Here is a 26,350-nt window from a genome sequence, read left to right as displayed (position 1 = left end):
TTATTAGCGGTTTTCGATGGACTGGCGTAGCGTACCGGCAGAGGCGTGAACGCTGCCGCCCAGATAGCGCACATCATCAACGGCCCAGCACTGACCCTCGCGGATCATCAGCACTTCATCCTGCCAGGTCTGGCTACCCTGCGTCAGTTTCACCCGCAGCGGAATATTGCGCGCGTCAGTATTCGGAATGGTCGACGCGCTTTCCACCACGGCGCTATCCGGCAGGGTGCTCTGGCTGGAGAACGGATCGGATTTCAGCAGCGCGCTGTGCTGTGGATCACGGCTGGCCTCGTTCAGCTGTTGCGCCAGCCGATCGCTCAGATAAGGGCGCAGGGCGGTAACATCGTTACGGCGGGTCGAGATGCGGGTGTCATAAAATTGTTGAGCGACGGCATCCGGGCCGCCTTCAATGCAGGGGCCGCTGCGGGTGCCAATATCCTTGAAAGCCGGTGTCACCGGCGTGGTGCAGGCGCTGAGCAGCAGCGCGCACGGCACTAAAAGCGTCATAGCGGAGTAGCGCATGTTCATTTCCTTTTGGCTAATAATTAACTCACCTTTCAATGATAGCGTAACGATCCGATAATGGTTTTGATCTTATACGCTTAGGCACAGAATGCGACGAGGATGAAACTGATGAAATATTCAACGACCCCAACCCTGGAAGGACAGCCGATCACCGAGTACTGCGGCGTGGTAACCGGCGAAGCTATTCTTGGCGCGAATATATTTCGCGACTTTTTTGCCGGCATTCGCGATATCGTCGGCGGTCGCTCGGGCGCTTATGAGTCAGAGCTCCGCAAAGCGCGGGAAATTGCGTTTAAAGAGCTGGGCGAGCAGGCGAAGGCGCTGGGGGCCGATGCGGTGGTGGGCATCGACATCGATTACGAAACCGTCGGTAAAGACAGCAGCATGCTGATGGTGAGCGTGAGCGGCACTGCGGTGAAAACCCGCTGATGCGGCGCGCAATTGCACTCGGCGTGCTGGCTTTACTGCTGGCAGGATGCAGCAGTAAAGAGAAGAAGGACGCCGGGCAGGTTATCGTCGATAAAGGCGCCTATGAGCTGGACGTCAGCCGCCAGGCCCAGGCGGCTTATCCCCGTATCAAGGTGCTGGTGATCCACTATACTGCCGACGATTTTGACCGCTCGCTCACCACGCTTACCGGCAAAGACGTCAGCTCGCACTACTTAATTCCGGCTATCCCTACCCTGCATAACGGCAAACCGCGTATCTCCCAGCTGGTACCCGAGCGCGATCTCGCCTGGCATGCGGGGGTCAGTTTCTGGCGCGGGGCCACGCGCATTAACGACACCTCTATTGGCATCGAGCTGGAAAACCGCGGCTGGCAGAAAAGCGGCGGCGAAAAGTTCTTCACTCCGTTTGAGCCCACGCAGATCGCCGCCCTGGTTCCGCTGGCGAAAGCCATTATCGCCCGCTATGACATCAAACCGCAGAACGTGGTGGCGCATTCGGATATCGCTCCGCAGCGAAAGGTCGATCCGGGGCCGCTCTTTCCCTGGCAGGCGTTGGCAGCACAGGGAATTGGTGCCTGGCCGGATGCTCACCGGGTAGCGTTTTATCTGAACGGGCATTCTCCTCATGAGCCCGTGCAGGCAAGGCAGCTTCTCGATCTGCTGGCCCGCTACGGCTACGAAAATGCCGTTAACGGCACGCCGGCGCAGCAGAAGCGGGTGATTATGGCCTTTCAGATGCACTTCCGCCCCCGGCTGTGGAACGGCTTCGCCGACCGCGAAACCATGGCTATTGCCGAAGCATTGCTGGAGAAATACGGACAGGGGTAATACTTTGGTATTACCCCAAACAGCATGATTCGTTTATTTTATTTGAGATTCATCTTAAGTGAATTGTGGATTCATTTTTAGTTAATTGACTTAAAAATCACCAGGTTTAATATGACTGCATAGCTTGCTAAGCAATGCCAGAAGAAAATCAATTATTTTCATTTTCCGTCAGGATGACACTTATCATTTAATTCAGGTTAAATTTATCTGAACCCACAATGATTTTATTTTTGTGGGCTATTGAAAACTTCAAATACCTTAGAGACAAAAAAATGTTAAGTATCTATGCAAGTAATTTGCGTCCTCAGTCTGAGGTCGATGCTATTGTGTCTGCAACAGCGTCTTTTCCTGAGCGTAATATAAAAAAGTGGCAGAAAATTCCTCTCTACGGCTCGGACTACGTCCATGTGCTGCACAGCGGTGAAATTGAATTACGCCGCACCTCGGACGATCTGAGCATGTTTACCATCAGGAAACAGCTTATTCTGGGCATTAGCGCTATGTTTTATGACAGTGAGCATACCTATGCCATCGCGCGAACCAATGCCGTGATTTGTTCAATTAAAAAAGAGGATTTTATTCAGCTTATCACCGAACAGAATCTCTGGCCGCAATTAACCAAAGTGCTTTCCTGGTATATTTGTGCCATGGGTAAGCGTGACGATATTCTCATCGCCCGCAGCGCTTATTCTGTTGTGCGTGAATTTTTACTCGAGATCCATGAGCTGATGGTTAACCATAACCGTGATATTAATATCTACGATTATATTCAGGAATATACCAACCTCGCCCGCAGTACCATCATTAAAATTCTCTCCGACCTGAAAAAAGGTCACTATATCGTGGTTGAAAAAGGCAAATTAGTCTCTTTAAACTCTTTGCCGGAGCGCTATTGAGTCTCCTTCGTGACCTCATCACCGCTTTCATCGGGTGGTGAGGGAACCTTTCCTTGTGCATAGTCCCGTTCCTGCTCTTTCAAAGCCATCATAAAGCGTTCTTTTAACGACGTATCATTACTCTCTTCTTCTGCTCCCGGTAACGGTTGGGTTGAAAGATCGCCGTCGGGCGCCTGCTGCCAGTTGGCCTCGTTATCGACAACGGGCGACGCCATTTGCAGCGGCGGCAAGGTCACGGGTTTCGGTTCCGGGAAGGGCTTCGATATGTATACATAGTGCATCTCCGAAGGGCGGGCTTCGGGCTGAACCACCTTCGCCGGTTTTGGCGCCGGGGTCGGATGGCGAGCCTGCCAGAACATATGCGCATAAAGCCCGGCGATGACCAGCGCGCAGAGCCAGAATGCACCGCCCATTAGGCGGGTGAAGACCTGCCGGGGAGAAGGCAGCCGCCAGGAGAAGTAAACCGGTTCCTGGGTGTAATAGCTGCGCTGGGCAGCCAGACAAATCGTGGACATCTTACCGTTTTCCTTGTACTGACGCGGTGCTGACCGGCGTCAGGATCGCCGGGGTACTGTTATTTACGCGCATTAACGCCATCAACGTCTGTTCACCGGCGAGGCCATCCACACGCAGCGCCGTCTGGCTCTGGAATTCGCGGGTACGCGCTGCCAGCGCAGCGGTCCAGGTTGTGGCATGGGTTTTAGGCTCATGCAGCGCTTCGCTGAGCTGGTCATCAAGCCAGCGCATCTCCTGCGAATCGCTGCTGGCGCCGATACGCTCTTTGCCCTCCGGCGTCAGGCGATGCAGCAGGGTATAGTTCCCGGTGGCATGCTGGGTATACCAGTTGCGGCTGACTTGCCAGGTGCGGTTATTCATCAGCAGATCGAGGGAATCTTTCCCGGCCCGGACCACGACCGCATAGTTCATATGGTTGCCGCTGTTCAACTCGCCGATCCAGGGATAGCCCTCTCTTTCAAGGTCGGCGAGCGTGGCGTGGCCCTGTTTACAGGCCAGATTGACGCGGCCAGCGCTTTCGCAGCGATTCTCATCCGTGGATGCGTCATACCCCCAGACGGTATAGAGCTGGTGCAGGGCATCCGGCTGATTCACCACTTCATTATTAATATCAGGCAGCGCCGGCGCGACCGGGGCAGGGGCATGCAGAGTCCAGCGTGCAGGCACCGACAGATGAAGCGGGAGCTTCGCGTGAATGGCGGCGGTAAAATGCCAGCCGCAGGCGGCGAACAGCACGGAGGCAAACAGCCCCCCCACTGCGTTACGCCGGGTATTGCGCTGGCGCGGCAGCAGTTCTCCCGCGGCCAGGCGCAGGTGGCGTGCACCCACCTGCGGTGCGCGCTCTGTCCAGCTGGCGAGCAACGCCAGCTGCGCCAGGGCGTTCAGTTTGCCAACGGATCCTTTGGTCAGGGCGTGCATGCGACGGATCCGGGCGGGAACGAAAGGCGAGGTCTCAGCCCCATGATGCGTCACTTGGGCCTGCACATAGCCGATGAATTCGCGGCAGGTGAGAGGACGCAGCGTATGACAGGTATGCAGACGCGATCCCAGAGCTGACGCCTGGCGCGCCCGCGTCTCTTGCTCGGGCGTACCGGTAATGACAATGCTCAGTGGGAAGGCTCTCTCCTGGGCACGGGTCAGCAACATGCCCAGAACCTCCCAGCCGCCTTCACGCAGGGCCTGTACGGCGCTGATGGCCAGTACCATGCCCTTTTTGCCGCAGGCGGGGAAGGTGTCGAGCCAGAGGCTCAGAATGGCATCGATAGCCTGCAGGCGATTTTTGTCCTCTTTTGCCTTCGGGTTTAGCTTATAGAGAAGCGCACTGGCGTTCAGCTTTGGAAACGCGTCGAGGGTCACCATCGCTCTCTTCTGCACCTGCAGCTCGGCAATAAAGGCGCCGAGCAGCGCATCGTCGTCAGAAAAGAGTCCCACCACGCCGGGCGCGCAGCTTTTCTCATCCAGCAAACCAAACACATCCTGGTGATAGGGCACCAGGAACTCACCTGGCGCGCGGGTCACCGTCCGGAATGGCTGGCCCGTGAATTTGAAATGACTCAGATACATAACGACTCACCGAATAATGGCATTAATAAGGAATAGCGGCTGAAAATAAGGCAGGGGGCGGACGTAAGCAAAATATTCAGCGGAGAAAAATAACCACGCTTTGTCGCTAACATCTGGCTATTCTCGGGTCAACAGATTTCTCAATTAAAGTTAATAGCGAACCCGGTGGAGGTACGCGCAAGCGATATTTACTATTGCCGCCATTGGTACAGCGGCATGCTGTTATTTTTCTGCATATTAAAAGGCCCGTTAAAAATGAGGATGCAGCGTTTTTCCGGACTCTTCACCCCCGTCATCATGTTTATGGTGCTGCTATTTAGCGGGCATCAGGGTTATGTCGTGCTTAAAAACTACAAAAAGGCCAGCTATAACATGAGTGAAGCGGAACAAACGCCCGTCTCTTCTCCGGTCCAGCGTAGCGTATTTACCCTCTTTCAGCCGGCCGTGCAGCAGCGGGCTGAGCAGGCGATCGTCAAACAACCCTTAAACGTGGAAGTGGAAGGCATCATCAGTAGCGATGAGTCCTGGCTGTCGTTTGCCATGGTGAAAACCCCTTCCGGCGTCCAGAGTTATCGGGAGGGGGAGAGCCTGGTGGGGGTTAACGACGCGTGGATTGAAGAGATCAATACCGACAACATCGTCGTCAGTTATCAGGGGGTTGAGCAGAAGCTGGCTCTCAAGCGCCCCGACTACTTTAAAGGGGAGACAGGCACGAAGCCGCTGCCTCGTCCGGCTACCGATGCCGGGCTGGAGAATATCCATCTGAACGATGTTCTGGTTCTGAAACCCTATATCGACCACGGCCAACTCGAAGGCTATCAAATAAAGCCCAGAAATGCCTCCAGCTGGTTCCACGACGTGGGGCTGCAAAAAGGGGATGTGGTCGTAAAAATCAATTCCGTTGATATGACGAAAGAAGAACAGGCGAAAAATATGCTCGCCAGCTGGTCGAAATTAAGAGAGGCCAACGTGGTGGTTAAACGTCACGCTCACCTCGAAAATATTCGGGTTAATGTTGTAAACAATTAACAAGTGTAAAGAGATGAAGAAATTTCCCTGGGCGTGTATTGCATTGACCGTCGCGTCACTCTATTCCGGTTCGTTGCTGGCCGCTAATTTTAGTGCCAGTTTTAAAAATACCGATATTCGCGAATTTATCGATACGGTCAGCCGTAATCTGAATAAAACGATTCTGGTCGATCCGTCCGTGCAGGGTACGGTGTCAGTTCGCACCTATAACGTGCTGACGGAAGACGAATATTACCAGTTCTTCCTGAGCGTGCTGGATCTCTACGGTCTGTCGGTGATTCCCATGGACAACGGGATGGTGAAAGTGGTGCGTTCAAACGTTGCTCGTACCGCAGGTGCGCCGCTGGCGGACAGCAAAAATCCTGGCAAGGGGGATGAGATCATCACCCGCGTTGTGCGCATGGAGAATGTCCCGGTTCGCGAACTGGCGCCGCTGTTGCGCCAGCTGAACGATGCCACCGGCGTCGGCAACGTGGTGCATTTCGAACCCTCTAACGTGCTGCTGCTAACCGGAAGAGCCTCGGTGGTCAATCGGCTGGTGGACCTGGTGCAGCGCGTGGATAAAGAGGGCGTGCAGCGCCGCGAAATTGTGCCGCTGCGGTATGCCTCTGCCAGGGAGCTATCGGATATGTTGAACAACCTCAATAACGAAGAGCAAAAAGGGCAGAACGCGCCGCAGCTCGCCACCAAAGTGGTGGCCGATGATGAGACCAACAGTCTGGTGATCAGCGGGTCGGAAGATGCGCGAGCGCGCACCCGTGCGCTGGTGGGGCAGCTGGATCGTGAGCAGAATAACGAGGGCAACACCCGCGTCTTCTATCTGAAATATGCCAACGCCGCGAAGGTGGTGCCGGTGTTGACCGGCATTGGCGAGCAGCTGAAAGACAAAGCCAGTACGGCGAAAGTGAAAACCACCAGCAGCGCTAATGAGCTGAATATCACCGCTGACGAAGCGACGAATTCGCTGGTGATTACCGCCCAGCCTAACGTCATGAATTCCCTTGAGAAGGTCATCGATAAGCTTGATATCCGCCGACCGCAGGTGCTGGTGGAGGCCATCATTGCCGAAGTTCAGGACGGAAACGGTCTGGATCTCGGCGTGCAGTGGACCGGCAAGCATGGCGGCGTACAGTTTGGTTCGACCGGGCTGCCTATCAGCCAGATTAAGAACGGCACGATGAAGGGGGCCTCCTTCACCGGGCTGGCGACCGGCTTCTTTAACGGTGATTTCGGCGCCCTGATGACGGCTCTCTCCACCGGCTCCAAAAACGACATCCTCTCCACGCCGAGCGTGGTGACGCTGGATAACAAAGAGGCCTCGTTCAACGTGGGTCAGGATGTGCCGGTACTGGCCGGTTCCCAGACCACCAGCGGCGATAACGTCTTTAACTCCGTCGAGCGTAAAACGGTGGGCACCAAGCTGAAAATTGTGCCGCAGATTAACGATGGCGACATGATCCATCTGAAGATTGAGCAGGAAGTCTCCAGCGTAGATGCCAACTCCACCGAAGACGCCAGCCTTGGCCCCACCTTCAACACCCGAACCATCAATAACGAAGTGATGGTGCACAGTGGGCAGACGGTGGTACTCGGCGGCCTGATGGAGAATGTCACCAAAGAGACCGTCTCTAAGGTGCCGCTGCTGGGGGATATTCCGCTGGTGGGCCAGCTCTTCCGCTACACCTCGGAAGATACGTCGAAGCGCAATTTGATGGTGTTTATCCATACCACCGTGCTGCGCGACGACGATAACTACAGCGCCGCATCGAAGGAGAAATACGACCAGATCCGCGCCCGTCAGCAGCAGCGGATGGAAGAGAAAAAGCTGGGGATCGTTTCTAACGTGGATAATCCGGTGATGCCAGCGTACCCGTCTGCGTCTGCCGCAAGCGCCGCCCCAGGCAGCACTAACGCCGCCACGTCACATAACCCCTTTAAAGAGTGAGGGGCAACGTGGACGAATTGACCCAATTTCTCTGCAGCAGCAGCTACGCAAAAGAGAACGGCGTGCTCTATTACCAGGATGAGGTGTATATCCGTGACGATGCCCCGGCCTTTGCGCTGCTGGAGATGCGCCGGGTACTCGGGCGCGCTTACGAACCCGCCATCCTGACGGCTGAGGCCTTTGAAGAGCTGCTGGCTAAAATCTGGCAGCAGAGCAGCGGCGTCTCGCAGCAGCTGGTTGACGATATGGACGCCGACATCGATCTGATGGCTTTAACCGAGGAGATCCCCGACAACGAGGATCTGCTGGATAACGACGAAAACTCGCCGGTGATCCGCCTGATCAACGCCATTCTCGGCGAGGCGGTGAAAGAGGGCGCCTCGGATATTCATATCGAAACTTTTGAACGCACGCTGAGCATCCGCTTTCGCGTGGACGGCGTGCTGCGCCCGGTGTTGCAACCGGCGCGCAAGCTTGCGCCCCTGCTGGTGTCGCGTATTAAAGTCATGTCTAAACTGGACATTGCGGAGAAACGCCTGCCGCAGGATGGCCGTATCTCCCTGCGCATTGGCCGTAAGGCGATTGACGTGCGTGTCTCGACCATTCCGTCACAGTACGGCGAGCGTGTGGTCATGCGTTTGCTGGATAAAAGCAACCTGAAGCCGGATATCAACAAGCTCGGGTTGATTGATGAAGAGCTGGAAAAACTGAAGGGGCTGATTGACCGTCCGCACGGCATTATCCTGGTCACCGGGCCGACAGGCTCCGGGAAAAGCACCACCCTGTACGCCATCCTGTCGGCGCTGAACGGCCACGAACGCAATATTCTGACCGTCGAAGATCCGATCGAATATGAGCTGGAGGGGGTAGGGCAGACGCAGGTGAACCCGCGCGTGGAGATGACCTTTGCCCGCGGCCTGCGTGCGATCCTGCGTCAGGACCCGGACGTGGTGATGATCGGGGAAATTCGCGACGGCGAAACCGCGCAAATTGCGGTACAGGCCTCACTCACCGGTCACCTGGTGATGTCGACGCTGCATACCAACAGCGCAGCAGGCGCCATTACGCGTCTGCGTGATATGGGGCTGGAATCCTTTTTGATTGGCTCATCGTTGCTCGGGGTCATTGCCCAGCGTCTGGTGCGGCGGCTCTGTACCCACTGCCGGACCACCAGCCCGCTGGATGCCAATGAAAAGGCGCTGTTCAGCTTTATGGAGACGCCGCCCAGGGCAATTTATCGCGCGGTAGGCTGTGAACATTGCCGCCAGAGCGGCTATCAGGGGCGGGCGGGGGTCCATGAATTCCTGGTGGTGGACACCGCCATGCGCCGGGCTATCCACGAAGATAAAGATGAAATGTCCCTCGAAACCCAGCTGTTTAAGGAGGCGTATAGCCTGCGTGAAAACGGCTTGCTGAAGGTGATAAGCGGCATTACCTCACTGGAAGAGGTCATGCGCGTCACCGCCGAACGCGGAGGGGACGAATAATGGCTTTCTACGCCTGGACGGCGACCAACGCGGCGGGCAAAACCCAGCGCGGCACGATGCAGGCCGAGGGGCAAAAGCAGGTTCGCCAGTGGCTGCGAGAACAAAAGTTGCTGCCCGTGAGCATCAGCGAAACGCATCAGACCTCCGCCAGTGGGAAAGCAAAGACCGGGGCAAAACTCTCTACGCCGGTGCTGTCGATGTTTACCCGCCAGCTCTCTACGCTGGTCAACGCCGCGCTGCCGCTGGAGAGTGCGCTGAAGGCCATTTCCAAACAGACGGAAGATAAAAAGCTGGCGTCGATGGTGGTAGAGATCCGCGAGAAGGTGGTGGAGGGGCATACCCTCTTCGACGCCTTTAGCCAGTTCCCGCGCACCTTCGACAAGCTCTACTGCACCCTGGTGATGGCCGGTGAAAAGACGGGCCACCTGGGGGATGTGCTGGAAAAACTGGCGGAGTATAACGAGCAGCGCCAGAAGATGAAGAGCAAGCTGACGCAGGCGATGGTCTATCCCATCACCCTGACGGTGGTGGCTGTCGCGGTAATCAGCATTCTGCTGGTGGCAGTGGTGCCGCAGGTGATTGAACAGTTTACCCATATGAAGCAGCAGCTGCCGCTTACGACCCGTACGTTGATTGCGGTCAGCGATTTTCTGCAAGCCTGGGGAATCTATATAGCGGGAGCGCTGGGCGGGGGGGTAATCGGCTTTAAGAGCTGGGTCCGCAACAGTAAAAATCGCTTTCGCTACGACAGCTGGCTGGTAAACCGCTCGCCGATTAAAAAGCTGGTGTGCGCCATCAACAGCGCCCGCTATATCCGCACGCTGAGTATCCTGCAGGCCAGTAGCGTGCCGCTGCTGGAGGGGATGTACATTGCGATGGACGGTATCGAAAACCTCTACGCGCGCCGGGTGCTTGAGCAGGCGGCCGATACCGTACGGCAGGGGGCAACCCTCTTTGCCGCCCTGGAACAGGCGAAGTTATTTCCGCCCACCATGCTTTATATGATCGCCTCCGGCGAAGAGAGCGGGGAATTAGGCAACTTAATGGATCGCGCGGCAGAAAATCAGGAGTCGGCCTTACAGCACCGAATTACCTTAACGCTGTCGGTATTTGAACCTGCGCTGGTGGTGAGTATGGCGACCATTGTTTTATTCATTGTGCTGTCAATATTACAACCGCTTCTGCAACTTAATAACATGGTAGGTTAATAAATGGCTATGAAACGTAAAAACCTGGCTCGCCAGGCGGGCTTCACGTTGCTCGAATTAATGGTGGTAATTGTTATTCTCGGCGTACTGGCGAGTATGGTGGTGCCCAATTTAATGGGGAATAAAGAAAAAGCCGATGCGCAAAAGGCAACCAGCGATATTGTCGCCCTCGAAGGCTCACTGGATATGTATAAGCTGGATAACCACCGCTACCCCACCACAGAACAGGGTCTGCAGGCGCTGGTTACCAAACCTGAAATTGCGCCAATTCCAAACGGTTACCGCGCGGGGGGCTATATCCGCCGCCTGCCGCAGGACCCCTGGGGCAGTGATTATCTGATGGTAAGCCCCGGAGAACACGGCGCGATCGATCTCTTTTCGGCAGGACCGGATGGCGAAGCGAATACCGCCGATGACATCACCAACTGGTCTCTCGATAAAAAAGAGAAATAATGAAAAACCAACGCGGCTTTACGTTGCTGGAAATTATTCTGGCGCTGGTGATATTCGCCAGCTGCGCCATGATGGTGGTATCAACAATACCGTCACGCAGCGGCGCGGATATATTTGGCCAGCAATTAAAAGCCGTTGTTGATTATGGATCGGAACGCGCAGTGATGGACGGAAATATCGTTGGGTTAGTTATTACCGCCGAGAAATATCAGCTGGTCACGCTCGAAGATAAAAATGGCGAACGCCTGTGGGCGCCCTTATCCGCGGGCCGTATTACGACTCAGGGCGAATTTCCGCCAGCGATGCACGTCTCGCTCTCCCCCCAGCGGCTGGCCGCCACCACGGACGCCGAGCCGCAGATTGTCTTTCTGCCGGACGGTGAAATCAGCCGCTTCACGCTGGCGCTGCAAAGCGAAGATAAAACGCACGCGTTCCGGGTGGTATCGCAGGGCGCTGCCCCGGTATCGGTTGAAAACGATGAGTAACGGTACAGCAAAACAGCAGGGGATGACCCTGCTGGAGGTGATGGTCGCGCTGGTGATCTTCTCCACGGCCGCGCTGGCGCTGATGAACTCTGTCACCCTGAACGTGCGCTTTACCCATGGCCTGGCCGATACGCTGCAGGCCAGTTGGGTAGCGGAAAATCAGCTGGCGGAAGCGCAGCTGGAGAAAACCGCGTTTCCTGACGCCGAAGCGCAGGGCAGCGAGATCATGGGGGGCCGCAGCTGGACCTGGCGCAAACAGCGGGTCAAAACGGCGAAAGCGGGCTGGGCCAGTGACATTCGCGTATATGCGGAGGGCGACGAAAGCCAGCCGGTGATTGCCCTGCACATCATTCCTCCAGGAGAGCTGAAGTGAAACCTATGCAGCGCCAGCGCGGCTTTACGCTGCTGGAGGTCATGATTGCGCTAACGATCTTTGCGGTTATCAGCACGCTCGCCTGGCAGATTCTGGACGGGGCGATGCGCACCAGCTCGGCCACCGATGCCAGCGCGGCAAAACTGAACCAGCTACAGCGTGCCTGGAGCCTGCTGGAGCGCGACTTCTTCCAGCTGCAGGCGCGCGCGCCGCGTAATGAACCGGGGCGCTTTCGGGAAGAAGAAAATGCCCTTGAGCTGACCACCCTGAGCGGCGTGAGCGGCTCGGTACAGCTGGAGCGCGTGCGCTGGCGGCTGAAAGAGGGACGGCTGTATCGCGATGTCTGGCCGGCGATCGACAGCCCGGCCGGCGTCGAACCGGATGAGGTGCCCATTGTCAGCGACGTGAAATCCCTGCAGTGGCGCTTTTACCGCGACGGATGGTTAAAAAGCTGGAGAGACAGCGATCATCAGCCCGACGGCGTGGAGTTGACGCTGACCATGAACAATGGCGAAAGCTGGCGCTGGGTTTTCACTACCCCGGGCGATCGGCCGGAAGTAGCGGAGGCGCCGAAACAGCAAGAGCAGCCAGCGCCAGGATCGTTAACGCCGCCGCCTCCGGAGGCGACGCCCTCTCCTGACAAGGGAGCACTGCCATGAGGCAATTAGCGAAGCAGCGAGGCGTGGCCCTGCTGGTGGTCTTGATCCTGCTGGTGATGATGTCGGCGCTGGCGGCAAAAATGAGCCAGCAGTTTTGCCGCAACCTGCAAAAAACGCACTATCAGGTGAGTCAGCAGCAGCTGCGCTGGGCGATGCAGGCCCAGGAGAAAGAGGTGAAAACACGCCTGCAGGTGGATGCGAGCGGCGAAAGTAAACCGCTTGATCCCGGGGGGGAGTGGCACCAGCCGCTCCAGACGCGGGGGGAAGATTACACGGTCACCGGGCAGGTTGAGGACGCGCAGGACTGCTTTAACGTCAACAACCTGCTCGCAGACGCGCCGACGGCGGGGCAACCGGCGGGGGCACTGCCAGAAAAATCCCGGGCTGAGCAGAGCATGGAACAACTGCTAACTGACGGCGGCATCGGCCAGCACCAGGTGGAAGAGATTTACACCCAACTGATGGATTACCTCGATGGGGACGGCACCACCGTCAAAGGGGGGGCGGAGACCGATGCCTGGGCGGGCCTACAACCAGCCCGCCAGCCAGCGAACCAGATGATGACCAACATTGCGGAGATCAAACTTTTACCGGCATTCCCTGCCGCCGCCTGGCCAAAGGTGAGCAAACTGCTTTGCGCATTGCCGGACAGCGCCAGCAAGGTGGATGTGAATACGCTTCGGCCCGATCGGGCCGCGGTTCTGGCCGCACTGTTTCCCGGCAAGTTAACCGCCGATGACGCCGCGCGGGTGATCGCTGCCCGTCCCGAGGCGGGGTGGGAAAGTGGTGAAGCTTTCAGCCAGGCGCTGGAGAAACTTTTCCCGCAGTTAAAAGACGATCTGCCGCAGGTTGCCCAGCAGATCGCCGTAAATAGCCGCTATTTTCGCGTGAATTATACCGGCAATACCGACGCCCTGACGCTCAGAGTGGTGAGCCAGCTTCAGGTTAACCCTGAAGCGGGCGAGATTGTGACATGGCAGCGTCGTTACCGAATGATTGAATAACCAAAGTTGAACGTTATGAAACAGGTGCTTTTTATTCGTCCCGACCGGGATGAGGGCGGAAAAATAGGGTGGTGCGAATCCGGAAGCCAGCAGGTGGAGATCCTGGATGGCCCGGAGGCGCTGAGCACGCTGGCGGATCATCCTCTCGCCGGTCGCGTTTGCGTGTTGTTACCTGCCAGCGAGTTTATTTTCCGCCACTTTACACTGCCGAAAAAAATCGGTGCCAACGCCTCCGCCCCTTTCTCCTGGATGGCCGAGGAGACCTTGATCGGCGACGTGGACAATCTTCACTGGACGGTGATCGGGAAAAAGGGGCGCGAGGTGGATGCGGTGGCCATCGATGCGTCTCGGCTACGCCAGTGGCTGACGCCGTTGTACGCGGCGGGGCTTACCCCCGTTCAGGTCTTGCCGGATGCCTGGCTGCTGCCGGCCACGCCGGGAGGCAGTACGGTGGCGGTCCTGGAGGGCGAATACTGGGTCCGTTTCCCCTCAGGCGAGGCATCGGTACTGGATGCAGCCTTGCTATCGCTGGTGTTACAGCGCGCGGGAGAGAGCGTGCTGCACAGTTATGGCGCGCTGCCTGCAGGGCTGACGGCGCAAGGATCCCTGCCCTGGCAACACCCTCTGGTGCTAATCCAGCCCCAGTGGCAACGCTGCCGGGTCAATTTGCTCCACGGAGCGTTTAGTCCGAAACCGCGTCACCTGGCCGCCAAAAAAGGGATGAGAACGGCGATGATCGCGGCGGGGTTGTTGTCCCTGACGCTTCTGTTAGGGCCGCGTGCCGCGCTGGCGTGGAAGCTGGTACAGCAGGAGAACCAGGTGCAGGAAGATATTGTGCAGCTCTATCAGCACTACTTCCCCAGCCTGCGCCATCAGACCAACATCAAATACCATTTTGGTCAGAATCTTAAAAAGCAGAGCCGGGGCTTCTTCCTCCAGCTCGACGACCTTGAAGCCGTTAAAAAGGCGGTGCCTGCGATGGGCATTGATGTGCTGGAGTACGACGCCACTCATGACACCCTGACCCTGAGCGGCAGTGCGCAATCGCCCGAGGCGCTGCAGGCCTTTGTGAACCAGGCAAGTATGAAATTTGATTTTACGCTGCAGCCTGTTTCAAAGGAGGCGCCCTATACCGCCATGATCACCGGAAAATATAAATGAAAGAACGCCTCGCGCAACTGACATGCAAATATCAAAATTATAGCGCCAGAGAGAAAGCGATAATAAAACTGTGTGGCGCGGCGCTGTGCTGTGCCGCTGTTTATTATATGGCAATGGTTCCCCTGGATAATATTATTCAAACCGCGCAGTTAAAACTCGACAGACAAAAGGAGATATTAAACTGGATGCGTAACGAAATCGATATTAATCATCTTCAGGTCCAGCAAATTAAAACGGACAATCCCCGCAGCGTGGTTGAAAACAGCGCCCACGAAATCGAGTTACCCCTCAGTAATATACGTCAGGAGGGGCAAACCCTCTCTTTTGTGGTCGAGCGGGTCAACATTTATGTGCTGAAAAACTGGCTGCGGGAGATCAATATCACCTCTGGCGTGCGGCTGGAGAAAATGAACCTTACTCCGGTCGATCACCTGAGCGATGTGAAGGCTGAAATTCAGTTAACCTGGCGAAAAGCCGCGTGAATGGGCTCGCGCTTATACGCCAGAGTTATCCTCTGGCGTTCTGCGGGATGAGCGCGGTGCTGGGGGCGATTGTAGGCAGTTTTCTCGGGGTGGTTGCAGAGCGTGTTCCGCCGATGGTGATGGAGGAAGAACACGATAAAAATTTGCTCTTTCCGGCATCGCACTGCCCGGTATGTCAGCATTCACTTCGTCCGTGGGAGAACGTTCCGCTTATTAGCTGGCTGGCGCTGCGCGGGCACTGTAGCCAGTGCCAGGCCGCCATCCCCCTGCGCTTGTTTCTGCTGGAACTGCTTTGCGCCCTCTTTTATGGCTTCACCGCCGGGTGGGGGGCCGATCTCCTCTCCCTGGCATCTCTTTGGCTGCTGGTGGCGTTTCTGCTGCCGTTAGCATTGATAGACGCTGAGCATCAGCTGCTGCCCGACTGCCTGACGCAGCCGCTACTGTGGGCCGGGTTAGTATGCCACGCTCTCGATCATCAGTTGCCCCTGTCGGACGCGCTCTATGGCGCGGTGGCGGGTTATCTGTCGCTCTGGCTGCTGTACTGGGCATTTCGCCTGGCGACCGGGCGTGAAGGGCTGGGCTACGGCGATTTTAAATTACTGGCGGCTCTGGGCGCCTGGTGTGGCTGGCAAGCCTTGCCCGCTATTGTGCTGGTGGCGGCGTTGTTGGGTATCAGCGGATATTTCATCTTTAACCGCCAAACGCATTCCGCCATTGCGTTTGGCCCGGCGTTAGCTTTGGCCGGGGTTGCGATCTATCTCGCGCAATTCTTTCTTTAAAAGAAGCAAGTTTTTTTGGTGATTTTTTCGATGAAGGAAAGAAAGGAGATAATTTACCTTCGGCGTATGATCAAAAGATATCAATCTAACAGGAGTTTGGGTTGTCTCTTTTATTTGGAGGACGTGCAACACAGTTAATTTCGCGTAACGGGTTTTCTGTTTTATTACACACATTGCAATGAATGCTTTCAGCCCGATGGAAAGTATGGGCTGTCCCTATCTGAAAAATAAGTTGATCAGGAAATAACAATGAAGTTTATTAAGCCAAAATATCTGGCCCTTTTTGTTGCGGCAGCAACCAGTTCGGCATTTGCCGCGCTGCCGGGTACGCCTTCAATTACCACCGGCAATGACAAATTTGCCCTGGTGCAAGTAGACCAGACGGCCCACGATTACAATAACCTTATTAAAGTTCACAAAGACGGCGTTGACGTTAAAGTCGAATGGACCGTCTGGAGCGGCGATGCCCCTACCTCGGCCAAAGTGCTGCTCGATGGCCAGACAGTCTGGACCGGCGCGGGTAGCACCGCAGGTAACGCGACCTTCAAGGTCAAAAAAGGCGGACGCTATCAGGAGCAGGTGCAACTCTGTAACGATAGCGGGTGTTCAACCAGCGCCAGCAAGCTGATTATCGTGGCCGATACCGACGGAAGTCATCTCCTGCCAATGAACACGCCGCTGCTGGAAAATAATAAAACGTTCACGCAGCACACCGACAAGGTGGTGGGCGCCTATTTCCCGGAATGGGGCGTGTATGACCGTAACTTTACCGCCGATAAAATCCCGGTGGCTAACATCAACCATCTCCTGTACGGCTTTATTCCTATCTGTGGCGGTGACGGCATCAACGACAGCGCCAAAGCGTCAGGGGCGCTGGAAGCGCTGAAACGCGCCTGTCAGGGACGCCCGGATTATACCGTGGCCATCCATGACCCCTGGGCGGCCCTGCAGAAGCCTCAGCAGGGCGTAACCGGCTGGGACGAGCCTTACAAAGGTAACTACGGCCAGCTGATGGCGATGAAAAAGGCGCATCCGGATCTGAAGATCCTGCCTTCCGTAGGCGGCTGGACGCTTTCCGATCCGTTCTTCCAGATGAATAACCCGGAACTGCGCGCCCGCTTCGTCTCCTCGGTTAAAGAGTTCCTGCAAACCTGGAAAGTGTTCGACGGCGTCGATATCGACTGGGAATTCCCGGGCGGCGGCGGCGAGAACCCAGGGCTGGGTAACCCGCAGACCGATAAAGCCACCTACACCGCGCTGATGCACGACCTGCGTCAGATGCTGAACGAGCTGTCCGCTGAAACGGGCCGGACTTACGAGCTGACCACCGCGATCGGCGCGGGCGGCGATAAGATTGAAGACGTGGACTACAATACCGCGCAGCAGTATATCGACCACATCTTCCTGATGAGCTACGACTACTACGGCGGCTGGAGCAATACTGAACTGGGCCATCAGACGGCACTGTATGGCGCCTCCTGGAAGCCAGACACCAACTACACCACCGATAACGCGGTCAATGCGATGTTGGCTCAGGGCGTACAGCCAGGCAAGATCGTGGTCGGCGCGGCGATGTACGGTCGCGGCTGGAAAGGAGTGCACGGTTACACCGGCGATAACCCGTTCACCGGCACGGCAACAGGCCCTATTCCGGGCTCCTGGGAAGCGGGGATTATCGATTACCGCGACATCGTCAAGAATATGCTGGGCAAACCTGGCTGGGAATATAAGTACGACGCCGCGGCCGAGGCACCGTATCTGTTTAACCGCTCCACCGGCGAGCTGGTGAGCTACGACGATGCGCGCTCCGTCAAAGCGAAAGGCAACTACGTGATGAATAAAAACCTCGGCGGGCTGTTCGCATGGTCCATCGAGTCTGATAACGGCGATATCCTGAATGCCATGAACGAAAGCCTGGTAAGCGGCGGCTCTGCGCCGGTGGATCCGGTGGTGACTAACCATGCGCCGGTAGCGTCAGCGACAGATATGAACGTGACAGGCCCGGCCTCCGTAACCCTGGACGGTTCTGCCTCTTCCGATCCGGATGGCGATGCGCTGACCTGGAAATGGACCCAGGTGTCCGGTACGGCGGTGACCCTGGCCAACAGCACTCAGGCGATTGCTAACTTCAATCTTCCGGCTGTCGCCAGCGATCAGACTTTCGTCTTCCGCCTGACCGTGACCGACGCCAAAGGGCTGAGCAACGCGATTGATGTGCAGGTGGTGAATAAAGCGCCTAAAGCCAACCAGGCGCCGATCGTCAATGCGATGGATCCGGTAACGGTTGAGGCGGGTGAAGCTGTCTCCCTGCATGCTCAGGCGACGGACCCGGATGGCGATGCGCTGACTTACAGCTGGAGCGTACCGGCAGATATGAATGCGACCGGAACAGATACCGCTAACGTGCGTATCACCGCCCCGGAAGTGAGCAATGCCTCGACCTATACCCTGAGCGTGATTGTTTCTGACGGGAAAACCAGCGTGCAGTCTAACGTCCCGGTGACGGTCAACCCGAAAGCGGCGCCAGCGCCAGCGGACGAAGAGACCACGCCATCTGACGAAGGAACCACACCGGCAGACGAAGGCACCACGCCATCTGACGAAGGAACGACGCCAGCAGACGAAGGGACAGCGACCGGCAACTGCGACGCCCCCGTTGATGCTAACGCCAGCCAATATGCGGCCTGGGCGGCGAATAAAGTCTACAACGCCGGCGATACCGTCAGCTTCGACAACCTGGTGTGGAAAGCGAAGTACTGGACGCAGGGCAACCAGCCTGGATTCGGCGCACAGGCCTGGGAGCTGGTCAGCCAGGTGAAATTCAACTGGCGCTCTGATGTGGTCTACAACGGCGGCGACACCACCACGTACGAAGGTAATCAATACCGTGCGAAATGGTGGACCCGCGGTGATAAACCGGGCAACAGCGATGTCTGGGTGAAAACCGGCCCAGCGTCAGATTGCAATTAATCTCTCTGTAGCACGTAACACCCCCCGGATGGGGGGTGTTTTTTCTATGTCACCCGGCGCACTGATCTCACCCCAAAGCAGGTACTGATGAAAACGTTACTGCTCATTATGCTCCTCGTCAGCCAGGGCGCTTACGCCAACTGCTGGGACAAAGCCGCACAGGCCTACCACGTCGATCCCTATCTTCTGTACGCCATTGCGCACGTCGAATCCGGGATGAATCCCTGGGCGATTGGCAAAAATGCCGACGGTACCCGGGATGTCGGCCTGATGCAGATCAACAGCATTCACTTTCCGGCGCTGGAGAGTCGGGGAATTAGCGAATACCAACTGATATTAGAGCCCTGCACCTCGATTATGGTCGGGGCCTCTATTTTGTCCGGCATGATTAAGGTGTATGGCAATAACTGGGAGGCGGTCGGGGCCTACAACGCCGGGTTAAAAAAAGAGAATTACCCGCAGCGGATGCTGTATGCCCGAAAAGTCTGGCAAAAATACCAGCAGTTAAAGATGCCTGCCCGCCATAGCTGAGTGCCGCGACCCTTGTTGACGTATCAGCGATGCAGCTTACCGTGATCCCGCAGCCATGCGGCCGTGCGCACAATACCCTCATCCAGCGTCACCACGGGCGCATACCCCAGCTCGCGTTCGGCGCGGCTAATATCCAGCGTAAAATCAAAGTTCAGCTTAGAGACGCCGTAGTGGGTGAGGGCGGGCTCTTTCGACGCTTTATTGCCAAGCCGCTCCATGCTGCGGGCAATGATATCCAGCATCGGGTAGGGCACGGAGCGGATCCGACAGTGAATATTTAGCTCGTCTATCAGCCGCTGTACGATGCTGCGTAAGGAGCGAGGCTCGCCGTTGGTGATGTTATAGGCCCGTCCGGAGGGGAGAGCGTCGGCGCTGCTCTGACTCGCCAGCCACATGGCATGGACGGCATTTTCGTAATAGGTCATATCCACCAGCGCATCGCCGCCACGTGGCAGCAGCACGCTGCCGTAGTGGTGCATCATCTGCGCCAGGCGCGGAATAAAGACCTTATCGTGCGGCCCAAAGAGACTTTGCGGACGCAGTACCGTAAAGCGGGTGTGGGGATTCGACTGCGCCAACAGATCGATCACCTCTTCGCTGGCCGCTTTACTGCGGGCAAACTCGCAGGCGTAGCGCTGAGGACGAAAGTCCTCTTTAACATCCCGGTGATGGTGATAATCGAAATAGAGCGACGGCGAAGAGATATGAATGAAGTTACGCACGCCCCAGGCCACGGCCCACTCGCCCAGACGACGCGTGGCGCGCACGTTAGCAAGATCGAAGGCTTCCTGCGTGCCCCACGGAGAGGTAAAGCTGGAGCAGTGCCACAGGGTGTCAATTCCGGCCAGCATCACTTTGGCCTGCGAGGAGACCAGCTCCGTCAGGTCGGCATGGACAAACTCAGCCCCCATCTTCTGCAGCAGTTTACCCATCGCTTCGTTGCGACCGGTGGCCCTGACGCTAATGCCTTTGTTGCGCAGAAACTCGACCGCATTTCGACCTAAGCCGCTGGTGGCGCCGGTAACCAGTACCTTCATATCAATCCACTGTGTTGAAAAGAATTTCGTGCGCATTCTTCCGTGAAATACGCCACGATGCAATGGTAAAGGCGAAAGATTAAGAGTTTTATTTATACCCCTATCCGTCAGGCTGCTTATGCCCTGGCTTTGTTATTCGGCCCGGTTCCGGGTCTGAACAGGGGCCTGGCGCGATAGCGTCAGGGCTGAGGTTTTTCCGCCAGGCGGGCAATACGTTTTGCCATGCCGCGAAAAATGAACAGATGCGCCGGAATCATCAACAGCCAGTAGAACAGACCCGGCATGCCGTGCGGATGCCACCAGGCGCGGACGTCAAGCTCGCGGTGATCGCCTCTGTCCTTCAGAGCAAAGCACAGCCGCCCCAGCCCGGGGGCCTTCATACCAAAGAGTAAGGCCAGCTGCTTTTCCGGCTCAACGATAATCACTTTCCAGCTATCTACCGCGTCGCCCACCTCCAGCATCGCCCTTGCCGGACGGCCCTTCGCCAGCCGGTGGCCCACCAGCAGATCCAGCGCGCCGCGGGTCTGCCAGAGCAGGTTGCCAAAGAAATAGCGCTCTTTGCCGCCAATCTGATTCACCACCGCCCACAGATCGCTAAGGCTGGCGTCAGTTTTCACGGTACAGCCCGCCTGTTTAGGGAAGTAGCCATACTCCGGCCGCCAGCGGGCAAAGGCCTGCGCATCAAAGCCCCAGTCGCTGGAGTTGACCAGTTTCTCTTCTTCTTTCAACGTATTGCGAACCGCATCGTCAAACGGGATTAACGGCTGGGGGATCAACGCCCGCAGCGCAGCGTCGTCGGCCAGCAGATCGTGCTTCAGCCCCTGAATCAAGGCCTTGGCGGTTGTCGGGGGCACGGAGGTGATGACGTTTAAAAACCACACCGAAATCCAGCGGGTCGGGAAGGGGATAGGGATCAGCGGCCGGTGGCGACCGCTCACCCGCATAAAATGTTCAAACTGCTGTTGATAGCTGAGCACCTCTGGCCCGGCGGCCTCCAGAACCCGGTGGCGCTGCGCAGGATGGTTGAGCAGTTCCACCAGATAGTGCAGCAGATTTTCCAGCGCGATGGGCGTGGTACGCGAGCGCACCCAGCGCGGCGGCGTGAGCACCGGCAGGTTATAGACCATGTCGCGCATCACTTCGAAGGCGGCTGAGCCCGCCCCAACGATAATCCCCGCCCGCAGTTCGGTAAGGGGAATATTCGCCCCGCGCAGGGTCTCGGCGGTGAGCTGGCGTGCGCGTAGGTGATCTGACTGCTCCTGCTCCGGCGCCTGTAATGAACTGAGGAAAATAATCTGCCTGACCGGCGTCGCCAGCAGGGCATCGCGCACGTTCATCGCTACCTGACGCTCGTGGGCAATAAAATCCCCCCCTTCGCCCATGCTGTGCACCAGATAATAGAGCGTATCCACCCCTTCCAGCAGCACGGACAACTCTTTCGGCCAGTTGAGATCGACGCTATGGCAGGAGACACCCGGCAGGTTCTGTTTTTGCAGCCGTTCAATGCTGCGTGCCACCGCCAGCACCCGATGCCCCTGCGTACTGAGGGCAGTGACCAGGTGTTGGCCGATATAGCCGCTGGCGCCCAGCACCAGAATTCGTTGTGGCACGCGGGGCTCCTTAGCGCTGCAGGAAGGCCTGCCAGTGGCTTACCACCTCGGCGAGCTGAGCGCGACTGACGTCAAGGTGCATCACCAGACGCACTACGCCGGAGGCGTTGATCAGCACCCCCCGGGCTTTCAGATACTCGCCCAGCGCGGCGGCACGCTCATCGCCCACCCGCACAAACAGCATGTTGGTGTCATGACGCATCACATCGGCCCCGATCTCGCGCAGTTGCGCGGCCATCCAGGCGGCGTTGTCGTGATCCTCTTTCAGGCGCTGGACGTTATTTTTCAGGGCGTACAAGCCCGCTGCCGCCAGGATTCCGGCCTGACGCATCCCGCCGCCGGTCATCTTGCGCCAGCGGTTGGCCCGTTTGATGTACTGGGCATCGCCCACGAGCAGCGAGCCAACGGGGGTGCCGAGACCTTTCGAGAGACAAATGGTGAAGGAGTCACAGTACTGGGTGATGGCTTTCAGATCGCAGCCATATTCCACCACCGCGTTGAAGATACGCGCGCCATCCACATGCAGGCCCAGCCCGCGCTCGCGGCTAAATTCCCACGCCGCTTTGAGATACTCGCGCGGCAGCACTTTACCGTTATGGGTATTTTCCAGGCTTAACAGTTTCGTGCGGGCGAAATGGATGTCGTCGGCTTTGATTTTGGCCGCCACTTTATCCAGCGGCAGGGAGCCGTCGGCGGCAGCGTCGATGGGCTGCGGCTGGATACTGCCCAGTACCGCGGCACCACCGGCTTCGTACAGGTAGTTATGCGCCCCCTGGCCGACAATGTACTCTTCGCCGCGTTCGCAGTGGCTAAGCAGGGCCACCAGGTTGGCCTGGGTGCCCGTAGGCAGGAACAGTGCAGCCTCTTTACCGCTCAGTTCAGCGGCGTAGCGCTGGAGTTCGTTAACGGTGGGGTCATCGCCGTAGACGTCGTCCCCGACCGGGGCGGCCATCATCTCTTCGAGCATGGCGCGCGACGGGCGGGTAACGGTATCACTACGTAAATCAATCATCTCACATCCCTATAGTTAGACAGGCAATGTGAGACATTTTTACCTGAGCCAGTTGGTTTTGGCTAGCTCCATCACCTCGTCGCCGCGACCACTAATAATCGCCCTCAGCATATACAGGCTAAAACCTTTCGCCTGCTCCAGCTTGATTTGCGGCGGGATCGCCAACTCCTCTTTGGCGACGACCACATCCACCAGCACCGGGCCGTCGATAGCGAACGCGCGCGTAAGCGCCTCGTTGACGTCGGAGGCCTTTTCGACGCGGATCCCGGGGATACCGCAGGCTTCGGCGATACGGGCAAAGTTGGTGTCATGCAGTTCGGTGCCGTCGGTCAGATATCCCCCGGCCTTCATCTCCATCGCCACAAAACCCAGCACGCTGTTGTTAAAGACCACAATTTTGACCGGCAGCTTCATCTGTACCACCGACAGGAAATCGCCCATCAGCATGCTAAACCCACCGTCGCCGCACATCGCCACGACCTGACGCTGCGGTTCGGTCGCCTGGGCGCCCAGCGCCTGCGGCATGGCATTTGCCATCGAGCCGTGGTTAAACGAGCCGAGCAGACGACGCTTGCCGTTCATTTTCAGGTAGCGTGCGGCCCAGACGGTGGGCGTGCCCACATCACAGGTGAAAATTGCGTCCTCGGCGGCGAGATCGCTGATCTGCTGCGCCAGATATTGCGGGTGAATGGCTTTGTCGCTCGGTTTCGCCAGATCGTCCAGCCCTTTACGGGCGTCGCGATAGTCGCTTAGCGCTTTATCGAGGAACTTACGCTCGGTTTTCTCTTCCAGATGGGGCAGCAGCGCGGCGAGCGTCGCTTTAATATCTCCCACCAGGGCCATATCCACCTTACTGTGGGCACCGATGCTGCCGGGGTTAATATCAATCTGAATGATTTTTGCGTCGGTGGGGTAGAAGGCACGATAAGGGAACTGGGTACCCAGCAGGATCAGCGTGTCGGCATTCATCATCGTGTGGAAGCCGGATGAGAAGCCAATAAGGCCGGTCATCCCCACGTCATAGGGGTTGTCATACTCAACATGCTCTTTCCCGCGCAGTGCATGGACGATGGGCGCTTTTAGCTTTTCCGCAAAGGCCAGCAGTTCATCATGCGCTCCCGCGCAGCCGCTGCCGCACATCAGCGCGATATTGCTGGAGTATCGCAACACCTGCGCCAGCTTTTTCAGCTCTTCTTCTGCCGGGGTGACCACCGGTAACGGGGCAGGATACCAGTGGCTGCTGGCTGTTTCTGGCGCGGGCTTCAGGGCCACGTCGCCCGGCAGCACCACTACCGAAACGCCACGGTTCAGAATCGCTTTGCGCATGGCGATGGCCAGTACCTGCGGGATCTGCTCTGGGGAGGAGACCAGTTCGCAGTAGTGGCTACATTCCCGGAACAGCTCCTGAGGATGAGTCTCCTGGAAATAACCGCTGCCGATTTCGCTCGAGGGGATGTGAGCGGCGATGGCCAGCACCGGTACGTGGTTACGGTGGCAGTCAAACAGACCATTAATCAGGTGCAGGTTGCCCGGTCCGCAGGAGCCAGCGCACACGGCGAGTTCTCCCGTCAGCTGTGCTTCTGCCCCGGCGGCAAAGGCGGCCACCTCTTCATGGCGGGTGGGCATCCAGTCGATGGTCCCCATGCGGTTAAGGCTATCACTCAAGCCATTAAGGGAGTCACCGGTAACTCCCCAGATGCGTTTTACCCCTGCCTGTTCCAGCGTTTTTGCAACATATGCCGCCACGGTCTGTTTCATGGTGATCCAACTCCTTTTTGTGATATCGCTTACAAGCTTAGAAGAAAATTACCGCTCTGCCCCCCTGGTATCAGCTGCTATCCATTCGAAACAATTAGACATATTCTGGCTGCAGTTCAGATAAAACAGGAGTAATTTCAAATGGTTAAATCATTGTTAATTGCTGTTAATAAAACGCTAACACACGACGATATGGGCAAGCTGTTGTTACGCCTTGCTGTGGGCGGGTTAATGCTCTTTCACGGCCTGCATAAGCTTTTCGGTGGCGTGGAGGGTATTAGCGGCATGCTGGTCGCCAAAGGTTTACCGGGATTTATCGCTTACGGGGTGTTGGTGGGGGAGGTGGTGGCACCGATCCTGATTATTCTGGGGATCCTGACTCGACCGGCGGCGCTGGTTCTGGCGTTTACCATGGTCGTCGCGTGGCTAATGGTGGGAACAGGCAAAACCTTAGCGCTGGATGCGGTAGGGGCCTGGGCCATTGAAAGCCTGGTCTACTTCTTCGTGGGGGCACTGGCGGTAGCGCTGTTGGGAGCGGGTCGTTACGCCCTGGCAAGCCATCCGGCGTGGAAATGAAAGTAAAAACGCCCGGCGATGTCACCGGGCGTTTTTATCAGGCGAGGACTAAATCCCCCTGCGGATGGCAGGAGCAGGCCAGCACGTAGCCGTCGGCGATTTCGGCGTCGGTCAGCGTCATGGTGCTGCTCACGGTGTACTCGCCGGACACGATCTTCGTCTTACAGCAGCCGCACACGCCAGCGCGACAGGCCGCGGCCACAGGCACCTTGTTGCTCTCCAGCGCCTCCAGCAGCGTGGTGCCCACGCGGCCAAAGAAGGTTTGCGCAGGTTGCAGCTTAGTGAACTTAAGCCCGCTGGTTGCCGCTTCGGCGACAGGGGTGAAGAACTGCTCTTTAAAGAAGCGGGTCACACCCAGCGCTTTAACCTCTTTTTCCACGATATCCATGTACGGCGCAGGGCCGCAGGTCATCACGGTGCGGGAGGCAATATCCGGCACGCTTTGCAGCAATTCCCGGCTCAAACGACCCGAGACAAAACCGTGGGTAGCGTTATTTTCTGCCACCAGCGTGACCGGGTAGTTACGCCACTCCTCGGCAAAAATCACATCCTCTGGCGAGCGGACGCTGAAGATCACCTGCACGTCGGCCTGTGGGCGGTTTTTTGCCAGCCAGCGGCGCATTGACATTACGGGCGTCACGCCGCAGCCGGCGGCCAACAGCAGGAATTTATCCTCAGGCTTATCATCACAGGTAAACTCGCCCTGCGCGTCTGAAAGCCAGATGTAATCCCCACGTTTTACGTCGCGGGTCAGCCATTCGGAACCTGCCCCTTCATCAATGCGACGGATGGTAAGCATAATGTACTCGCTCACGCCCGGCGTGGAGGAGAGGGTGTAGGCGCGCAGGGTGTCCGCAGAGTTGCGGACACTGACCAGCGCATACTGACCTGCACGGTACGGATAGTAGTCATGGCACAGCAGTGACAGCGTCCACACATCCGGCGTCTCCTGATGGATGTGATGGACCTGCATCCGCCACGGACATTGTGAGGTTGGCATGGTCATGAATCTCT

26 protein-coding genes are annotated in these 26,350 nt (G+C 57.2%); 18 read left to right on the top strand and 8 right to left on the bottom strand.

The window, feature by feature from the left end; translation table 11 throughout:
- Positions 1 to 3: 3 nt before the first annotated feature.
- Complete coding sequence (locus tag B3B59_RS07940; RefSeq protein ID WP_207293330.1) at positions 4 to 522, bottom strand: lipoprotein; 519 nt, start codon at positions 520 to 522, stop codon at positions 4 to 6.
- A 111-nt stretch (positions 523 to 633) separates the two neighbouring features.
- Between B3B59_RS07940 and B3B59_RS07935 the strand changes: the two genes are divergently transcribed.
- The 3 genes from B3B59_RS07935 to B3B59_RS07925 all read left to right on the top strand — a co-directional run bounded on the left by B3B59_RS07935 (position 634) and on the right by B3B59_RS07925 (position 2,698).
- Positions 634 to 954 (top strand): heavy metal-binding domain-containing protein, encoded by a 321-nt coding sequence (locus B3B59_RS07935; RefSeq protein WP_040078541.1) that lies wholly within the window; start codon positions 634 to 636, stop codon positions 952 to 954.
- Entirely contained in the window at positions 954 to 1,802 is an 849-nt protein-coding gene (locus B3B59_RS07930; protein WP_286777760.1) for an N-acetylmuramoyl-L-alanine amidase, read from the top strand. The genes B3B59_RS07935 and B3B59_RS07930 overlap by 1 nt, the downstream gene beginning before the upstream one ends.
- A 272-nt stretch (positions 1,803 to 2,074) precedes the next feature.
- Positions 2,075 to 2,698 carry a helix-turn-helix domain-containing protein gene (locus tag B3B59_RS07925; RefSeq protein ID WP_286808681.1) on the top strand — a complete coding sequence of 208 codons (624 nt, stop codon included), beginning with the start codon at positions 2,075 to 2,077 and terminating at the stop codon, positions 2,696 to 2,698.
- On the opposite strand, the gene B3B59_RS07920 is transcribed toward B3B59_RS07925, so the two are convergent.
- Together B3B59_RS07920 and B3B59_RS07915 are read right to left on the bottom strand one after the other, a co-directional pair.
- Positions 2,692 to 3,213: a hypothetical protein gene (locus tag B3B59_RS07920; RefSeq protein WP_286808627.1), complete on the bottom strand. Its 522-nt coding sequence runs from the start codon at positions 3,211 to 3,213 to the stop codon at positions 2,692 to 2,694. The genes B3B59_RS07925 and B3B59_RS07920 overlap by 7 nt on opposite strands.
- A gap of 1 nt (position 3,214) precedes the next feature.
- Positions 3,215 to 4,777, bottom strand: a complete 1,563-nt coding sequence (locus B3B59_RS07915; RefSeq protein ID WP_286808625.1) for a peptidoglycan-binding protein — start codon at positions 4,775 to 4,777, stop codon at positions 3,215 to 3,217.
- A 255-nt stretch (positions 4,778 to 5,032) separates the two neighbouring features.
- Between B3B59_RS07915 and gspC the strand changes: the two genes are divergently transcribed.
- From gspC to iagB, 14 genes are all read left to right on the top strand, one after another.
- Positions 5,033 to 5,806, top strand: a complete 774-nt coding sequence (gspC, locus tag B3B59_RS07910) for a type II secretion system protein GspC (RefSeq protein ID WP_286808623.1) — start codon at positions 5,033 to 5,035, stop codon at positions 5,804 to 5,806.
- 13 nt (positions 5,807 to 5,819) lie between these two features.
- A complete protein-coding gene (gspD, locus tag B3B59_RS07905; RefSeq protein WP_212477464.1) occupies positions 5,820 to 7,751 on the top strand; it encodes a type II secretion system secretin GspD in 1,932 nt (643 codons plus the stop codon).
- Between the two features lie 8 nt (positions 7,752 to 7,759).
- Complete coding sequence (gene gspE / locus B3B59_RS07900; protein WP_286808619.1) at positions 7,760 to 9,238, top strand: type II secretion system ATPase GspE; 1,479 nt, start codon at positions 7,760 to 7,762, stop codon at positions 9,236 to 9,238.
- A complete protein-coding gene (gene gspF / locus B3B59_RS07895; RefSeq protein WP_286808617.1) occupies positions 9,238 to 10,446 on the top strand; it encodes a type II secretion system inner membrane protein GspF in 1,209 nt (402 codons plus the stop codon). The genes gspE and gspF overlap by 1 nt, the downstream gene beginning before the upstream one ends.
- 3 nt (positions 10,447 to 10,449) lie before the next feature.
- The gene (gene gspG / locus B3B59_RS07890) at positions 10,450 to 10,899 is read left to right on the top strand and encodes a type II secretion system major pseudopilin GspG (protein WP_046886865.1); all 450 of its coding nucleotides are present in this window, start codon (positions 10,450 to 10,452) and stop codon (positions 10,897 to 10,899) included.
- On the top strand, positions 10,899 to 11,384 hold the full coding sequence (gene gspH / locus B3B59_RS07885; protein WP_286808614.1) for a type II secretion system minor pseudopilin GspH: 486 nt from the start codon (positions 10,899 to 10,901) through the stop codon (positions 11,382 to 11,384). Before gspG ends, gspH begins: the two co-directional genes overlap by 1 nt.
- On the top strand, positions 11,377 to 11,757 hold the full coding sequence (gspI, locus tag B3B59_RS07880; protein ID WP_233801378.1) for a type II secretion system minor pseudopilin GspI: 381 nt from the start codon (positions 11,377 to 11,379) through the stop codon (positions 11,755 to 11,757). The genes gspH and gspI overlap by 8 nt, the downstream gene beginning before the upstream one ends.
- Entirely contained in the window at positions 11,754 to 12,416 is a 663-nt protein-coding gene (gene gspJ / locus B3B59_RS07875) for a type II secretion system minor pseudopilin GspJ (RefSeq protein ID WP_286808612.1), read from the top strand. The genes gspI and gspJ overlap by 4 nt, the downstream gene beginning before the upstream one ends.
- A complete protein-coding gene (gene gspK / locus B3B59_RS07870; protein WP_286808611.1) occupies positions 12,413 to 13,420 on the top strand; it encodes a type II secretion system minor pseudopilin GspK in 1,008 nt (335 codons plus the stop codon). Before gspJ ends, gspK begins: the two co-directional genes overlap by 4 nt.
- Positions 13,421 to 13,435: 15 nt before the next feature.
- A complete protein-coding gene (gene gspL / locus B3B59_RS07865) occupies positions 13,436 to 14,581 on the top strand; it encodes a type II secretion system protein GspL (protein WP_286808609.1) in 1,146 nt (381 codons plus the stop codon).
- Positions 14,578 to 15,063 (top strand): type II secretion system protein M, encoded by a 486-nt coding sequence (locus tag B3B59_RS07860; RefSeq protein WP_286808607.1) that lies wholly within the window; start codon positions 14,578 to 14,580, stop codon positions 15,061 to 15,063. The genes gspL and B3B59_RS07860 overlap by 4 nt, the downstream gene beginning before the upstream one ends.
- Positions 15,060 to 15,842, top strand: a complete 783-nt coding sequence (locus tag B3B59_RS07855) for a prepilin peptidase (RefSeq protein WP_286808605.1) — start codon at positions 15,060 to 15,062, stop codon at positions 15,840 to 15,842. Before B3B59_RS07860 ends, B3B59_RS07855 begins: the two co-directional genes overlap by 4 nt.
- Before the next feature lie 249 nt (positions 15,843 to 16,091).
- Positions 16,092 to 18,812 carry a glycosyl hydrolase family 18 protein gene (locus B3B59_RS07850; RefSeq protein ID WP_286808603.1) on the top strand — a complete coding sequence of 907 codons (2,721 nt, stop codon included), beginning with the start codon at positions 16,092 to 16,094 and terminating at the stop codon, positions 18,810 to 18,812.
- Between the two features lie 87 nt (positions 18,813 to 18,899).
- Positions 18,900 to 19,343 (top strand): type III secretion system invasion protein IagB, encoded by a 444-nt coding sequence (gene iagB, locus B3B59_RS07845; protein WP_040076365.1) that lies wholly within the window; start codon positions 18,900 to 18,902, stop codon positions 19,341 to 19,343.
- Between the two features lie 23 nt (positions 19,344 to 19,366).
- On the opposite strand, the gene B3B59_RS07840 is transcribed toward iagB, so the two are convergent.
- From B3B59_RS07840 to poxB, 4 genes are all read right to left on the bottom strand, one after another.
- Positions 19,367 to 20,380 (bottom strand): NAD-dependent epimerase/dehydratase family protein, encoded by a 1,014-nt coding sequence (locus B3B59_RS07840; protein WP_046886977.1) that lies wholly within the window; start codon positions 20,378 to 20,380, stop codon positions 19,367 to 19,369.
- A gap of 179 nt (positions 20,381 to 20,559) precedes the next feature.
- Positions 20,560 to 21,990: an SDR family oxidoreductase gene (locus B3B59_RS07835; protein ID WP_286808601.1), complete on the bottom strand. Its 1,431-nt coding sequence runs from the start codon at positions 21,988 to 21,990 to the stop codon at positions 20,560 to 20,562.
- Positions 21,991 to 22,000: 10 nt separating this feature from the next.
- Complete coding sequence (gene ltaE / locus B3B59_RS07830; protein WP_286808599.1) at positions 22,001 to 23,002, bottom strand: low-specificity L-threonine aldolase; 1,002 nt, start codon at positions 23,000 to 23,002, stop codon at positions 22,001 to 22,003.
- 39 nt (positions 23,003 to 23,041) lie between these two features.
- Complete coding sequence (gene poxB, locus B3B59_RS07825) at positions 23,042 to 24,760, bottom strand: ubiquinone-dependent pyruvate dehydrogenase (RefSeq protein WP_040076362.1); 1,719 nt, start codon at positions 24,758 to 24,760, stop codon at positions 23,042 to 23,044.
- Between the two features lie 141 nt (positions 24,761 to 24,901).
- Here poxB and B3B59_RS07820 point away from each other — a divergent pair, with 141 nt between their 5' ends.
- Positions 24,902 to 25,336, top strand: coding sequence for a DoxX family protein (locus B3B59_RS07820; protein ID WP_040076361.1), 435 nt, complete (start codon positions 24,902 to 24,904; stop codon positions 25,334 to 25,336).
- 37 nt (positions 25,337 to 25,373) lie between these two features.
- Here B3B59_RS07820 and hcr read toward each other — a convergent pair whose 3' ends face one another.
- A complete protein-coding gene (gene hcr / locus B3B59_RS07815; protein WP_286808596.1) occupies positions 25,374 to 26,342 on the bottom strand; it encodes an NADH oxidoreductase in 969 nt (322 codons plus the stop codon).
- Positions 26,343 to 26,350: the final 8 nt, after the last annotated feature.

Origin of the sequence: Leclercia sp. UBA2479 (genome assembly GCF_002341985.1) — a bacterium.
GTDB classification, from domain to species: Bacteria; Pseudomonadota; Gammaproteobacteria; order Enterobacterales; family Enterobacteriaceae; genus Enterobacter; species Enterobacter pneumoniae.
Note: the sequence above shows the minus strand (reverse complement) of the source record. Positions and strands in the feature narration are given on the sequence as shown.

Coding starts and splice junctions, on each gene's coding strand:
- B3B59_RS07840 (WP_046886977.1), bottom strand. CDS start 20,380: ATGAAGGTACTGGTTACCGGCGCCACCAGCGGCTTAGGTCGAAATGCG.
- B3B59_RS07860 (WP_286808607.1), top strand. CDS start 14,578: ATGAAAGAACGCCTCGCGCAACTGACATGCAAATATCAAAATTATAGC.
- gspC (WP_286808623.1), top strand. CDS start 5,033: ATGAGGATGCAGCGTTTTTCCGGACTCTTCACCCCCGTCATCATGTTT.
- gspG (WP_046886865.1), top strand. CDS start 10,450: ATGGCTATGAAACGTAAAAACCTGGCTCGCCAGGCGGGCTTCACGTTG.
- gspF (WP_286808617.1), top strand. CDS start 9,238: ATGGCTTTCTACGCCTGGACGGCGACCAACGCGGCGGGCAAAACCCAG.
- B3B59_RS07915 (WP_286808625.1), bottom strand. CDS start 4,777: ATGTATCTGAGTCATTTCAAATTCACGGGCCAGCCATTCCGGACGGTG.
- iagB (WP_040076365.1), top strand. CDS start 18,900: ATGAAAACGTTACTGCTCATTATGCTCCTCGTCAGCCAGGGCGCTTAC.
- gspH (WP_286808614.1), top strand. CDS start 10,899: ATGAAAAACCAACGCGGCTTTACGTTGCTGGAAATTATTCTGGCGCTG.
- gspL (WP_286808609.1), top strand. CDS start 13,436: ATGAAACAGGTGCTTTTTATTCGTCCCGACCGGGATGAGGGCGGAAAA.
- gspD (WP_212477464.1), top strand. CDS start 5,820: ATGAAGAAATTTCCCTGGGCGTGTATTGCATTGACCGTCGCGTCACTC.
- B3B59_RS07940 (WP_207293330.1), bottom strand. CDS start 522: ATGCGCTACTCCGCTATGACGCTTTTAGTGCCGTGCGCGCTGCTGCTC.
- B3B59_RS07930 (WP_286777760.1), top strand. CDS start 954: ATGCGGCGCGCAATTGCACTCGGCGTGCTGGCTTTACTGCTGGCAGGA.
- poxB (WP_040076362.1), bottom strand. CDS start 24,760: ATGAAACAGACCGTGGCGGCATATGTTGCAAAAACGCTGGAACAGGCA.
- ltaE (WP_286808599.1), bottom strand. CDS start 23,002: ATGATTGATTTACGTAGTGATACCGTTACCCGCCCGTCGCGCGCCATG.
- hcr (WP_286808596.1), bottom strand. CDS start 26,342: ATGACCATGCCAACCTCACAATGTCCGTGGCGGATGCAGGTCCATCAC.
- B3B59_RS07935 (WP_040078541.1), top strand. CDS start 634: ATGAAATATTCAACGACCCCAACCCTGGAAGGACAGCCGATCACCGAG.
- gspI (WP_233801378.1), top strand. CDS start 11,377: ATGAGTAACGGTACAGCAAAACAGCAGGGGATGACCCTGCTGGAGGTG.
- B3B59_RS07925 (WP_286808681.1), top strand. CDS start 2,075: ATGTTAAGTATCTATGCAAGTAATTTGCGTCCTCAGTCTGAGGTCGAT.
- gspK (WP_286808611.1), top strand. CDS start 12,413: ATGAGGCAATTAGCGAAGCAGCGAGGCGTGGCCCTGCTGGTGGTCTTG.
- B3B59_RS07850 (WP_286808603.1), top strand. CDS start 16,092: ATGAAGTTTATTAAGCCAAAATATCTGGCCCTTTTTGTTGCGGCAGCA.
- B3B59_RS07920 (WP_286808627.1), bottom strand. CDS start 3,213: ATGTCCACGATTTGTCTGGCTGCCCAGCGCAGCTATTACACCCAGGAA.
- B3B59_RS07820 (WP_040076361.1), top strand. CDS start 24,902: ATGGTTAAATCATTGTTAATTGCTGTTAATAAAACGCTAACACACGAC.